The organism is Lysinibacillus sp. HST-98 (assembly GCF_016757845.1).
GTDB lineage: Bacteria > Bacillota > Bacilli > Bacillales_A > Planococcaceae > Lysinibacillus > Lysinibacillus capsici.
In genome coordinates this window covers 134400-146974 of the sequence record NZ_JAENHX010000006.1, presented here as the reverse complement: position 1 = coordinate 146974, position 12575 = coordinate 134400, and the positions used below count along the sequence as shown (strand labels likewise).

Annotated in this window: 16 protein-coding genes; 11 read left to right on the top strand and 5 right to left on the bottom strand. The window is 37.3% G+C overall.

The window, feature by feature from the left end:
- Positions 1 to 7 precede the first annotated feature (7 nt).
- The 3 genes from JIN86_RS14970 to JIN86_RS14960 all read left to right on the top strand — a co-directional run bounded on the left by JIN86_RS14970 (position 8) and on the right by JIN86_RS14960 (position 1992).
- Positions 8 to 655, top strand: a complete 648-nt coding sequence (locus JIN86_RS14970; protein ID WP_202342284.1) for a hypothetical protein — start codon at positions 8 to 10, stop codon at positions 653 to 655.
- Between the two features lie 72 nt (positions 656 to 727).
- Positions 728 to 1207, top strand: coding sequence for a hypothetical protein (locus JIN86_RS14965; RefSeq protein ID WP_004231768.1), 480 nt, complete (start codon positions 728 to 730; stop codon positions 1205 to 1207).
- Positions 1208 to 1479: 272 nt separating this feature from the next.
- Entirely contained in the window at positions 1480 to 1992 is a 513-nt protein-coding gene (locus JIN86_RS14960) for a YfiT family bacillithiol transferase (protein ID WP_004231770.1), read from the top strand.
- A 79-nt stretch (positions 1993 to 2071) separates the two neighbouring features.
- Here JIN86_RS14960 and JIN86_RS14955 read toward each other — a convergent pair whose 3' ends face one another.
- Both JIN86_RS14955 and JIN86_RS14950 read right to left on the bottom strand, forming a co-directional pair.
- Complete coding sequence (locus tag JIN86_RS14955; protein WP_004231772.1) at positions 2072 to 2689, bottom strand: exosporium glycoprotein BclB-related protein; 618 nt, start codon at positions 2687 to 2689, stop codon at positions 2072 to 2074.
- 163 nt (positions 2690 to 2852) lie between these two features.
- Entirely contained in the window at positions 2853 to 4040 is a 1188-nt protein-coding gene (locus JIN86_RS14950; RefSeq protein WP_202342283.1) for a hypothetical protein, read from the bottom strand.
- A gap of 235 nt (positions 4041 to 4275) precedes the next feature.
- On the opposite strand from JIN86_RS14950, the gene JIN86_RS14945 reads away from it, so the two are divergent.
- The 4 genes from JIN86_RS14945 to JIN86_RS14930 all read left to right on the top strand — a co-directional run bounded on the left by JIN86_RS14945 (position 4276) and on the right by JIN86_RS14930 (position 6603).
- Positions 4276 to 4926: a BMQ_0737 family morphogenetic spore coat protein gene (locus tag JIN86_RS14945; RefSeq protein ID WP_004231775.1), complete on the top strand. Its 651-nt coding sequence runs from the start codon at positions 4276 to 4278 to the stop codon at positions 4924 to 4926.
- Between the two features lie 84 nt (positions 4927 to 5010).
- Complete coding sequence (locus JIN86_RS14940) at positions 5011 to 5583, top strand: hypothetical protein (RefSeq protein WP_202342282.1); 573 nt, start codon at positions 5011 to 5013, stop codon at positions 5581 to 5583.
- Entirely contained in the window at positions 5576 to 5857 is a 282-nt protein-coding gene (locus JIN86_RS14935) for a hypothetical protein (RefSeq protein WP_004231777.1), read from the top strand. The genes JIN86_RS14940 and JIN86_RS14935 overlap by 8 nt, the downstream gene beginning before the upstream one ends.
- 11 nt (positions 5858 to 5868) lie before the next feature.
- Positions 5869 to 6603: a hypothetical protein gene (locus tag JIN86_RS14930; RefSeq protein ID WP_202342281.1), complete on the top strand. Its 735-nt coding sequence runs from the start codon at positions 5869 to 5871 to the stop codon at positions 6601 to 6603.
- Between the two features lie 168 nt (positions 6604 to 6771).
- On the opposite strand, the gene rpmG is transcribed toward JIN86_RS14930, so the two are convergent.
- Positions 6772 to 6921 carry a 50S ribosomal protein L33 gene (gene rpmG, locus JIN86_RS14925; protein WP_004231780.1) on the bottom strand — a complete coding sequence of 50 codons (150 nt, stop codon included), beginning with the start codon at positions 6919 to 6921 and terminating at the stop codon, positions 6772 to 6774.
- A 169-nt stretch (positions 6922 to 7090) separates the two neighbouring features.
- Between rpmG and JIN86_RS14920 the strand changes: the two genes are divergently transcribed.
- A complete protein-coding gene (locus tag JIN86_RS14920) occupies positions 7091 to 8284 on the top strand; it encodes a GTP-binding protein (protein ID WP_004231781.1) in 1194 nt (397 codons plus the stop codon).
- Positions 8285 to 8304: 20 nt separating this feature from the next.
- Here the strand turns inward: JIN86_RS14920 and JIN86_RS14915 are convergent, their stop codons facing one another.
- Entirely contained in the window at positions 8305 to 8847 is a 543-nt protein-coding gene (locus JIN86_RS14915) for an isoprenylcysteine carboxyl methyltransferase family protein (protein ID WP_202342280.1), read from the bottom strand.
- Position 8848: 1 nt separating this feature from the next.
- Complete coding sequence (locus tag JIN86_RS14910) at positions 8849 to 9931, bottom strand: type III polyketide synthase (RefSeq protein WP_202342279.1); 1083 nt, start codon at positions 9929 to 9931, stop codon at positions 8849 to 8851.
- 394 nt (positions 9932 to 10325) lie between these two features.
- On the opposite strand from JIN86_RS14910, the gene rsgA reads away from it, so the two are divergent.
- From rsgA to JIN86_RS14895, 3 genes are read left to right on the top strand one after another with little or no spacing between them, the layout of a single operon-like run.
- Positions 10326 to 11396, top strand: coding sequence for a ribosome small subunit-dependent GTPase A (gene rsgA, locus JIN86_RS14905; protein ID WP_004231826.1), 1071 nt, complete (start codon positions 10326 to 10328; stop codon positions 11394 to 11396).
- Positions 11397 to 11413: 17 nt separating this feature from the next.
- Entirely contained in the window at positions 11414 to 11839 is a 426-nt protein-coding gene (gene fosM / locus JIN86_RS14900) for a FosM family fosfomycin resistance protein (RefSeq protein ID WP_004231828.1), read from the top strand.
- A gap of 15 nt (positions 11840 to 11854) precedes the next feature.
- Positions 11855 to 12502 carry an HAD hydrolase-like protein gene (locus tag JIN86_RS14895; protein WP_004231831.1) on the top strand — a complete coding sequence of 216 codons (648 nt, stop codon included), beginning with the start codon at positions 11855 to 11857 and terminating at the stop codon, positions 12500 to 12502.
- Positions 12503 to 12575 lie beyond the last annotated feature (73 nt).

The following is a 12575-nucleotide window of genomic DNA, read 5'->3' as shown; positions in this document are numbered from 1 at the left end:
AATTTAATTGAGAAAAAAGCTTGGCTGCTTGCATGCTCATTATTCCAATATAGAATACATAGAGCAGGCTTTTCAAAGCGCTGAAGACATAGAGATACTCCATTTTGTAGACCCTGGCTTTATACAGCACGTCTCTAAAGGTAGTGATGGTTTAGCACGTAAAGTTAAGGAGCAAATTGAATGGATAATTAGCTGTGATGTGGATGCCATTTTAATAACGTGTACAAATTACATTGCCTTATTAGAGGGAGAAACTTTTTCTAATCCCCTGATCCCTATTACAAAGATTGATGAGCCCTATTTTGAAAGTATATGTAGTAAGCAACAGCCTCAAATAATTCTTTTCTCAAATCCAGCGACTGTTGAAGGAACGATGGCAAGACTTCACCAATATGCTAAACAACGAGGAATATCAGTAGATGTAGAGGCAAAAATTATTGACCATACATTTGAGCTTATTATGCAGGGGAAAAAGGAAGCCTATGATGAGGCTATTTTAAGAACTTTACATACTTTATCAGCTGAGCAAAAATTTCTATCTGTAGCCCAGCTATCGATGGTGGATGCAGCACAACGATTTGAAGATCACACGGTGATTACAATTCTACATCCATTAAAGTCATTAGTTGATATTGTAAAGAGTACGATAAAATGATAGTTTCATAATTTACAGAATTATCTGTAACAATCTGGTTAAAACAAACGTTTCATAAGAAAGGGGGATGTTATGAAACGAGTTGTATTTTTATGTATATTGCTATTATTTTTAGTAGGTTGTACAGATAAAGCAAATGTTACAATGCCAGAGGATCTACCTGATTTTGTACAAGAAAGTGATTTTGCATTAGTTGATTGGAAGCATAAGGCAAAGGAATTTGGTGAAAGAGGCATTATTGGTAATGCTGATAAATCGGGTGTCATTGGCGCAGATATGCCAAGTTTAAGCATACAAAAATGGATGTGGCATCTATGGGGAATAGATGAAGTACGAGATACAGAATTAACGGTTATTGGATACCATAGAGAATCTAAAGTCATACAACCGATTTTAGTGGATGGTTGGAGCATAGGACTCGGCGGACCTGTTAATGGAGCAGATGCACATACACCTTCTCATGTGAAAATTCCTCAGTCTGGTGAATGGGCTATCCTACTGTATACAAATGAAAAATACTTTGATACGTTGATATACGATATCCAGGAATAATAGTAAACCCTTATGTTGTAAGTATATAAACTTATAAAATAAGGGTTTTTGATTGTTTGAATATGTATTGGGAAAGGAGGTGTATGTTGTGCATTTGTAAGCTTACATTGTGTATTGCTTTCATATTTCTGAAATGCACAAGATGCTGAAGACGCCATTCAGAAAGTATATGTAAATACGAAAAGCTATTGAACATAGATAATTACAGTGCATGGTTGTAGCAAGAAAAATATTAAATTGGTAATATAAAAAGTAAAATGGAGGTCAGCAATATGAGAGATTTACGTTATCCTATTGGACAATTCCAATTTCCCAAAGAAATGAATTCACAACAGGTACTAGAGTGGATTAATGAAATCCGTTTGTTACCAAAACAACTTGCAGAGGCATTAAGTGGTGCAAGCGAGCAAGACTTAGCAAAATCTTACCGTGAAAATGGCTGGACCGTGACACAGCTAGTCCATCATATTGCTGATAGTCATATGAATAGCTATATCCGTTTTAAGCTAGCGTTAACAGAGGATGTACCAACCATTAAGCCATACAATGAGGCAGAATGGGCACAGCTACCAGATTCTGAAATGCCAGTAGCAATTTCATTTAATTTGATTGAAAGCTTACATGAACGTTGGGTTTATTTACTGTCAAGTTTATCGGATGAACAATTACAAAGAGCCTTTAATCATCCTGATTCAGGCCTGACGACTCTTGAGCATGCAATTGGCCTTTATGCATGGCATGGCAAGCATCATTTGGCACACATTCAGAATGCTTTGGTTAAATAAATATGGATGTTTTATGAAAAAACAAGTGATTTCTGCTAATAAGGAAATCACTTGTTTTCATTTTTTATTTAAGTTTATTTTATACGATAGTAATACCAGCACTTGCGTTACCAGCAAGTGTAGCAGCTACTCCTGTAGTAGTCATAGAGAATACCATTAGTAAACGATCACCGGTACTTACAGGTACTGAAACGTTTGCACTACCACTTGCAATCGTACCTACAGCTAATGCTAATAATGGTAAAGCTGGTGCTAAATCAACAAATGCTCCAGTTGGGCTGAAAACGTTGCTTCCTGAAACTGCACGGTAAATTTGTGCTCTGACAGTCGCTGTTCCAGTTAGAGTTAAAGCAGCAGTTGCTGAGATTGTAGCAGAAATAGATGTAATTGTACCTGGACGTGGAACAGTAAATGCTTCTGTAGCAAGACTAGATGTTAAATCGATATTAACGCCAGCAAGAGCAACCCCTGGAACAGATGTACCAAATCCAACAAGACTTACAGTACCAACTAAACCAGTAGCAAGAGACACTAAAGCAACAGGAGTTATTCCTGATGAGAATGGGATAATAGAACCAGTAGCTACTGGTGGAGTAATACATGCAGCGTCAATTGCAACAAAAGGTCCCAGTGCAGTACACTCCCCGTTACCATGACCGTTACCTGAACAGCCACACATTGAGTTATTCAAACACATTTTTACACCCCCTTTCTTCATTATTCTATTCATTTCAGATTAGGGGTTAAGGGCAATTATCTATTTCACCTATAAATTCAATAATTTCTTTAAGACTTCTTTTATTTAACACATAAAGACATCCACTATGTATGTTTTGACATAGTGGATGTTTAAGATAATGTTAACTCCATCTTTTAAAGAAATCGAAAAATGAGTTTTTTCCCTTTTTATGTTCTTCCTCAATCGGCTTGTTTACAGATTCAAGTTGCATGATCTCTTCTTCAAAGGACGGATGAACCTCATAGGTTGCATCAGCATGATACACTTCAACATATTCTTCTGTTTCCAATGAAGGAGAGTGATCTATAGCTGCAGGTTCTGCTACTGTTTCTGCAATGATTTGTTTGAGAGGCTCACTAGCTATTGCTTCAATGTCTTGACTAACAGGGTCGCTAAGTTGCTCCAAGATAACTTGTTCTATCGATTCATTCGTTACAATGGGATTCTCAAGATTGTTATGTTCATTCTCAATTTTCACAGCCTCCATAGGATTATTTAATGTTTCAGTTTTAGTGCTATCTGATTCATTAACTATAGAAGATTGTAAAGTATCATTCTCGATGTTTTCTTCTCTTGAAGCAGGCTGTACGACAGATGGATCATATACACTTACTGGAACTTCCTTTGCATCCATGGCATTTTTAAAATGGAAGGTGGATTCAACTGTCGTGTTTCTGTATAAACCATTGTATATTTGGCTAGGGTGCGTATTGATCGATTGGAAATATTGCTGATTAAAATGCCGTTCTTCAGGTTTAGTTTCCGGTAGACCATTCTGAGGAGAGGGACCTCCGATATTTACATTTGGTTGGTGGTTTTTGGCTTTACCTGCCACACTTTGTAGTAGTCTATAAGAAGGTTGTGTTGATGTAATTGTAGTTTGATCTGCTGTCTGTGTCATTCTAGGTTGTCTAGGTAAAAGATTAGAATAAGCTTGAGCAGGCATGTCAATGGAGGGAGGTACGGTTTTTGTATCATTTCCTTTAACTGGCAATAATCTATTTAAAATTGATAAAATCTCTTGGTTCATTCCTTCAATGGTTTGATTCAAAGACTTAAGCTGTGTTGAAAGAACCCTAATTTGATCGTCGTATCCTTTTATATATGAATTTTGTTTAGTATCCAATGTCTCTGTAATCCCTTCTAAATGGGCCATCTGTGTTTTTAGTCCATCAAACTCCTGCTTCATATAAAGGAAATCTTCAATTGACTTCCCCATTTTTAACGAGGTTAACGATTCTCTATAAGATTCAATTTTTTCCTTTAAATTTTCAATTTCTTGAGTGGTATACAATTTTGACTCTTCCATTGTAGTTCACCCCTTTCAGTCCATTATTAGTTTATTAAAAATATTGACTTTCTGTTACAAATATAACGGTTCTTTCAACATTTTGATTCGTATCGTTAATGAGGGAAGTGTATGAAAACAAATCTTGATTGATTTTAATAAATATCCAATGTAACTATTTGTTAGCCCATGCACTTATAGCTGAAAAACATATGCTACAAACGAAAGATAAAAATTTTATGGAGGTGTCAAAAGGATGCAAGAGCATATGCCATCCCAGGCGCAGGAACTAATCTGTATAAATGTTGATAAGGTATACGACTGGATTGTAAAAGAAATGTCGTTTGATATTTCACCTACTGGACCAATTACATTCCCAGGTGTTACAGCAACTACTGACTTAACAGGTGCTATTGTTACTTGTCGAGTAATTCCAGCAACTACAAATCCAATTGTGATTCTGAACCGTGAGAATCGCCAATTCTCTATTGATGGATCAACTGTTTGTCTGCAACATCTAAATGTTCAAAAGAACTTCATTCTAACAATTGTCGTTACTTTACCTAATGGTACTGTTTTCACAAGCAATAATATTCCAGTTTCTCGCTGTGAGCAAGTGACATTATGTGCACCTAAGGGAACAGACGTTGAAATTTTATACACAGATTTAGATTGCTTCGTTTGTACAACTGGAACACTTAGTGTTGGAACAGGTGCTGCAGCAGGTACAATCACGTTCTCTGCGTTGACAATTACTGTTGCTGTTTGTCAAAGTATTCAATCTACATTCCCAGTTACTGTGGAATTTTTAGCAACTTTCTGCGAACCAAGAGCAGACTTACCATTCTCATGTCCAACTGCGGTTCGTCCACAACAATGCCCAGTTATTTTCCCAACTGTTGGTTAATTGTGATAACAAAAAGAAGAAAGTCATACTATGAAGAGAGGGTAATCCTCTCTTTTTTTAATGGAAATAACAAGGAGGTTTAAAGTGGCAGATCGTATTGAAGACAAGATACAGGCACTAAAAGAACAAACAAATGCCTATGTTCATGATATTAAAAGGTTGGTTGAGGAATTAGAAATTCCGAATAGGATTAACCTCATTAGTTATTTTACAACTGCACTTAATATTTCTTATGATCCTGAGCAAGAGAGTTTATGTTTAGGCTCCTATCATATTCGTAATATTGGTAGTGCAGCCGTCACGAACCCATCTTTGTGTATAACAATACCCAAGGAGTCACCGTTTTACTTTTCAGGGAGATATGTTCATGAAAATTTCACTCCGAATTTTAAAACACAGGGGCAGAGTCAGTGGGAGCGTTTTAATGACAAATCAAGCAAAGAGGAGTATTGGCTGAGACCAGTTGGTAAATCAACAATCGAACCGAATGAAACCATTTCATTTACCAATTTTCAAATAAAATGGTCCCATAATTTATCATATTCAGGCACGATTATGGGTTTTACATATTGCGATCAGCTCACAGAAGGTGTTGTTGTTTTAAATCCAATTAATCTAAATGGAATGTGCCAAACACAGGAGGAAGACAATGGGTGACAACGAAAAACAAGAGTTTGGTAGTGTAATTCAACAATTAGTAAAGGAACAGCTAAGTCGTCGTAATGAACAAGATAATAGCTTTGCCTTTCTTGAAAAAAGTACATTACAGCTATTAATTGCCTATCTTGTTTCAGGCGAAAATAGTCATGTTGATCAATTAGAGAATTCAAAGTCAGAAGAAAAATGGATGAAGCAGCTGGATGATTTACTAGAGGAAAGTAGAGAGCAGCTTGAAGAGGTGGTCAATTTACTAAAAAGATATTCAGGCTAGGGGGTGTGATGATGGACAATGATATTGTGAAAAACAATGATCCAATACAGCTCCAACAAATGATTATTTTTTTAAGGGCCGAGTTAGCCAAGTACAAAAATGAAGTAAAAAGACTTAGAGATAGTGATTATTATGCTTTGGTTCTTCGACTTGAAAGAGAAAATGTTCAATTAACAAGGCATAAAAAAGATCTTTCGATGGAGCTCCTAAAGTTGAAAAGAGACTTTGATAAAGAATTGCAAGCTTACGATGAAGAAATTCAGAAGAGAGAAGCACAAAGAAAAAAGCAAATTGTATCCATTGAGGCATTATTAAAGGAATTGGCAGAATTGCGGGTTGAAAATAAGTCATTGATGGACAAAATTCAAGCATCAAAGGAGGCTTCGATCGATCCAAATGAAAGGTCTATTGTGGAAGGCATAGATAAAAAGTTAAGTGACTATACAACCATGGCAAGTAAACAAATGGAGAATATTATAGAGACACTAGAAAAATACCATAGAGAGAAAGTAGAATCGGACAGCCTTCATCGACATTTACTAAGTGAGTTAGAGACGAAAAATCTAGATATTGAGAGATTATCCAATGAAATAGTTACATTAAAAAAACAATCTAAGGATAGTAGCACATCAATGAAACAAGGAGTTAATATTGATGAACAAATAGATTTTAGATTACGCATGCTCGATGAATTAGATGAGAAATTGAATGAACTAGCGTTAGAAATCAATAGTGAGCAGCTTTAGCTATAAAATTTCATTATGACTGTTTCAAAAGTATGCCTTTGAAACAGTCATTTTTTTGATTTGCATAAAAAGCTTTTAAGAAGGTTCAACCGCTCACAATGAAGAGGAAGGCGCTCCAAAGCAGGTGAGACTAGCTCCAGAGGTCCCTTTTTGACCCTCATTCCAATATTACTTTGTTTCTCTATGCAGGGTTACACGTTTCAGGCGAGGGGAGTACTTTTTAAGCTCCAATCTTTCGGGGTTATTGCGTTTATTTTTAGTAGTAATATAGTTTTTATCACCTGTTTCAGTACAGGCTAGTGTTACTTGTACACGCATTGAAGGACCTCCTTTTAAATAGTAATAATTACGATTTAAACAATATATTTCTCACAGGATATTGTCAAGTTTAATTTCACTAGTAATAAAAAGTTTTGCATTATCTCAAATAATATGATTTAATTACAAATTGTAAATAGTAATGATTACGATTTAAGGAGTTGTAAGAATGACAAAGAAAATTCCTGTTACAGTATTGAGTGGATATTTAGGTTCTGGTAAGACAACAATGATGAATCATGTATTGCAAAACGAAAAGGATTTACGTGTCGCTGTTATTGTGAATGATATGAGTGAAATTAATATTGATGCGGAGCTTATCGCAAATGGTAGTGGTATATCACGTACAGAGGAAAAATTTGTAGAGCTATCGAATGGTTGTATTTGCTGTACATTACGAGAGGATTTATTGCAGGAGGTGGAACGTCTTTCAAAGCTAGGCAATATTGATTACATTTTGATTGAATCGACAGGGATTAGTGAGCCGATTCCCGTTGCACAAACGTTTAGTTATTTAGACGAGGAGCTTGGAATTGATTTAACGAAGTTTTGTCAATTAGATACAATGGTTACAGTCGTAGATGCCCATCGTTTTTGGCATGATTTTCAGTCTGGGGAAAGCTTATTGGAGCGGAAGGAAGCTGTTGGTGAATTAGATGAGCGTGATGTTGCAGACCTTCTCATTGATCAAATTGAATTTTGTGATGTCCTTATCTTAAATAAGTGCGATTTAGTATCCGCAGAGGAGCTTGAGCGGTTGGAACGTATTTTACGTGCATTACAGCCTGAGGCAAAACTTATACGTACAACAAATGGTGTTATCGATCCAGTTGAAATTTTAAATACGGGGCGCTTTGACTTTGAACGTGTCTCTGAATCGGCTGGTTGGTTAAAGGAGTTGGAGCTTGGTCATGAAAACCATACACCAGAGACTGAGGAGTACGGGATCTCTTCCTTTACCTATAAACGCAAAAGACCGTTTCATCCGATGCGCTTTGTTGAGTGGTGTGATCACATGCCAGATTCAATAGTACGAGCGAAGGGTATTATTTGGAGTGCAAGACATCAGGAAGTTGCACTATTATTATCACAAGCGGGGTCATCTGCAAAAATTGAACCAGTCTCTTATTGGGTAGCAGCTCTTTCTCAAGCCCAGCAGCAGGATGTATTCCAGCAAAGCCCTGAAGTATTGGAAGACTGGGATGAAGAGTTCGGAGATCGAATGACACAACTTGTTATTATTGGCATTGATCTAGACCGAGAAGACATCACTAAACAGTTGGACAACTGTTTGTTAACAAATGAAGAGTTTCAGAACCCTTGGGAGTGTCTGCAAGATCCATTTAACTGGGAATGGCAATAAAGAAGAAAAGAAGATTTCGGTTAAGACTCCGAAATCTTCTTTTGAAATACACGATTATAATTAGTAGCATCTCGTAATGCTTTTTCTTCTATAGGTATTCGGACAGAAAGCATTGTAATATTGAGTAATGTAAAACAAAATGCTGTAAAGTAAGCCTGAAACATGAGTGGTAGCAAAAGGATTTCTAAACAAACGACCGCATAATTGGGGTGGCGCATATATTCATATGGCCCTTTACGAACAACTTGTGCGTCAGGTAAAATGAGGATTTTTGTATTCCAAAAAGTGCCTAAAGAGCGAATACACCAGATCCGTAAAGCCTGCACTGCTAAAAATATTATAAAAAATAACGGAAATAAGGGCGAGATACCATTGTTGTTTGTGACGATTTCCACTATTAAAAACAGAAAAAAGCTAATATGCATGGCTACCATATAGGGGTAGTGTGAAGCACCTACTTCATAGGCTCCTTGTGAAAGCATCCATTTTTCATTGCGCCTAGCAATGACAACCTCTGTCAATCTTTGTAGAACGACAAGGGTAAAAATAAAATAGAAGATCATGTTACTCCCTCCAGTTTAATAATACAGCTTCTGCACAAAAACCAGGGCCAAGAGCTACGAGCAAGCCTGTATCCTCCACTAGTCCTTCATGTAACATAAATTGCTCTAATACGTATAACACTGTTGGTGATGACATATTGCCATGTTGCCGCAATATTTCCCGAGAAATGTCGGTTTTTTGGGGAGATAAATAAAGTGTATCTTCATAAGCCTTTAATACCTTTTTTCCTCCAGGATGCGCAATGAAATGAGTCAATTGTTCGCTATACAGTTCTTGATCCATTAAAAATTGCTCGATGAAAGGTCCGAGCCAATTGGTAATAATAGAAGGAATGCTTTTTTGGAAAATGACATGAAGCCCGTTGTTTTTCACATCCCAACCCATTACATTTTCCGAATCTGGCATCCATTTAGAACCTGTAGCTAGAATATTAGGGGTTGGCCTTTTTGTTGAGATAGCTACTTCATCCCCACAAACAAGTATACATGCTGCACCATCGGCAAAAAGGGAAGCACCAATTAAATTACTTTTAGAAAAATCATTTGGCTGAAAAGTGAGGCTACATAACTCGACACAAACGACAAGCACCTTTGCATGTGGATGGGCTTTACAAAAATCATAGGCTCTGCTTACACCAGCGGCTCCTCCTGCACAACCAAGACCCCATAGAGGAATGCGCTTAAGTCGATCTGAAAAGGGAAGCTTGTTCATAACACGTGCGTCAATGCTAGGTGTTGAAATTCCTGTACTGCTAACAAAAATGATGGCATCGATGTCCTCAGTTGGAATAGATGAGGATAAAAAAGCTGTATTAGCTAAACATGCTTGAATGACACTTACACTGTATTGTGTAGCTAACTCGATATATAAATTATTACGTTCTTCAAAGGAGTGATTCGTACGATGCCATTCAGCTGGCACACAAAAATGGCGTGTGTCGATGCCACCATTTTCAAAAACCTTTAAGTAGCGCTCTAGTTTTGGAATTTTTGCATAAAAGAGCTCTTTCGTTAGTTCCTCTGCGTTATCTTGCTGTAATGTGTAAGGTGGTTGATATGTGCTAATTGAAATAATTCTAGGCAATCCAACATCTCCTCGCATTTAATGGTTTTGTTCATTGTATGCGTGGATGATTGGAATAAATGCTTATAATATTGTAATTGACAATTTCTGAAAATTTAGCTATATTGATAACAACTAAACGGAAAGTAGGTGATGTGACATGATGAATAGATCTGTAATTAACGAACTGCAATTCGGTTTGTTCAATTTCACACGCCTAAAATATACAAAGTGACGCCGTGCCATAACTCGGGGTATTTGTGTATCTTTTAAACGTGCCTGTGAAACCTTGTAACTGCCGAATTGCAGCTACAAGGTTTTTTTATCGTAGTTCCAAAAGGTGAAATTGCGATAGGGCCTCTTGCGGATGACAACTATTTCCGCTGAGGCATCATACGTTTAGGAGGAAAATAAATTGAATTTAACAACATTAGGTTTTACAACATATTTTGAAGAGCAAATGATAGAAATGAAAAAACAGGCTAAATTAAAAAATTGTGTGCCTGCAAGGGTTACTTTAGAGCATAAGCATTCTTATCGGGTGTTAGCTGAAGAGGGAGAATGGCTTGCGACAATTGCTGGTCATTATGCGTATACGTCTTTAGCGAGGGAGGACTATCCAGCAGTTGGTGATTGGGTGCTAGTGGAGAAAATGCCCGGTGAGGAACGAGCAATTATTCATCAGCTATTCCAACGAAAATCTGTATTTTCACGTAAAGTTGCAGGAACGGAAATTCAAGAACAGATTGTCGCATCAAATGTCGATATTGTGTTACTTGTTATGAGCTTGAACGCAGATTTTAATATTCGACGTTTGGAGAGATATTTAGTGGCTGCTTGGGATTCAGGTGCAAAGCCCATTATTGTCCTGACAAAAGCTGATTTATGCGAGGATGTTTCGAGCTTAGTACAAGAAGTGGAGTCTGTAGCCTTTGGTGTGGATATCTTTGTAACGAGTGCTCTATCAGGGGAAGGTCTAAAGGAAATTCAGACGCTATTCACAGAGGGGGTGACGGGGGCATTATTGGGGTCTTCTGGAGCAGGGAAATCCACATTAACAAATGCTTTATGTGGTGAGATACTGATGAAAGTAGCGGGTATACGTGAGGATGATGCCAAGGGACGACATACAACAACCCATCGAGAGCTAGTAGTATTGCCTGCTGGCGGCTGTCTAATTGATACGCCAGGGATGCGTGAGCTTCAATTGTGGGATCAAGGGGATAGTTTAGCTTCTAGCTTTCAAGATATTGAGGAACTAGCAACGGCTTGTCGTTATCGTGATTGTACACATCAAAAAGAGCCTTATTGTGCTGTCCAGCAAGCTATAGTAGATGGGGACTTGGACCAATATCGTCTACAAAGCTATTTTAAACTGCAAAGAGAATTGGCTTATATGGAGCGCAAAACAAATACGCAAGCAAAACTTGAGGAGCAGCGCAAGTGGAAGCAAATAGCCAAGGGAATGAAAAAGGGGAAGAAATAATCAATAGGAGCACAACCATGACAATTCAAAACATCAATCATTTATTGTTTTCAGTTTCTAATTTAGAGGAATCCATCACTTTTTATGAAAGAGTATTTGATGCCAAGTTGTTAGTAAAGGGGAACAGCACAGCCTATTTTGATGTAAATGGGCTGTGGCTAGCTCTTAATGTAGAAAAGGATATACCACGTAATGACACCCATCATTCCTATACACACATTGCCTTCACAATCACTGAGGATGACTTTGATAAGATGTATGACAGATTGGTGCAGCTAAAGGTCAATATTTTAGCGGGTCGGCAAAGAGATGAAAAGGATAAAAAATCGATTTACTTTACAGATCCTGATGGTCATAAATTTGAATTTCATACAGGAACTTTGCAGGATCGTTTGGATTATTATAAGCAAGAAAAGCAGCATATGGCGTTTTTTGATAACTAATTAAGGAGAGATTTTATGAATAAAGCGTTTATTTTTGATATGGACGGAACATTATTTCAAACCAATCTTATTTTAGAGCCTGCGCTCGATGCAACATTTGATGTGCTGCGGACAAACGGCTTGTGGCAGGGAGAAACACCTATAGAAAAATATAGAGAAATAATGGGGGTTCCTTTACCTGTTGTGTGGGAAACATTATGTCCTATGCATGCGGTAGAGATACGAGAAGAGAGCAATGTATTATTCCATGTAAAGCTGATTGAGCAAATACGTGGACATAAAGGTGCTTTGTATCCAAACGCTGAACAAACCCTTGCAACATTGTCAGAGAATTATCCGTTATACATAGCGAGTAATGGACAGGTTGACTATTTACAAGCAATCGTCGAAACCTATCAGTTGGAGCGTTTTATAAAGGGAATCTATAGCATTCAAGCCATTGCAAGTGGGCATAAATCGGACCTGGTCAAAAGAGTTGTAGATGAAAATAAAATTGATTACGGGGCAGTGGTAGGAGATCGGTCTTCGGATATCCAAGCTGCACAGGACAATCAATTACTATCAATAGGTGTACGCTTTGACTTTGCACAAGACAAGGAGTTAGAAAAAGCAGATATAGTAATTGATGATTTAACTGAGTTGCTAAAGGTTACATTCGATTAACTCAAGAAAGTGAATCAAAAAAGGACGCTTTTACAACAATCATTGCATTTCTTCACAAGAAGGCGTAAAATAA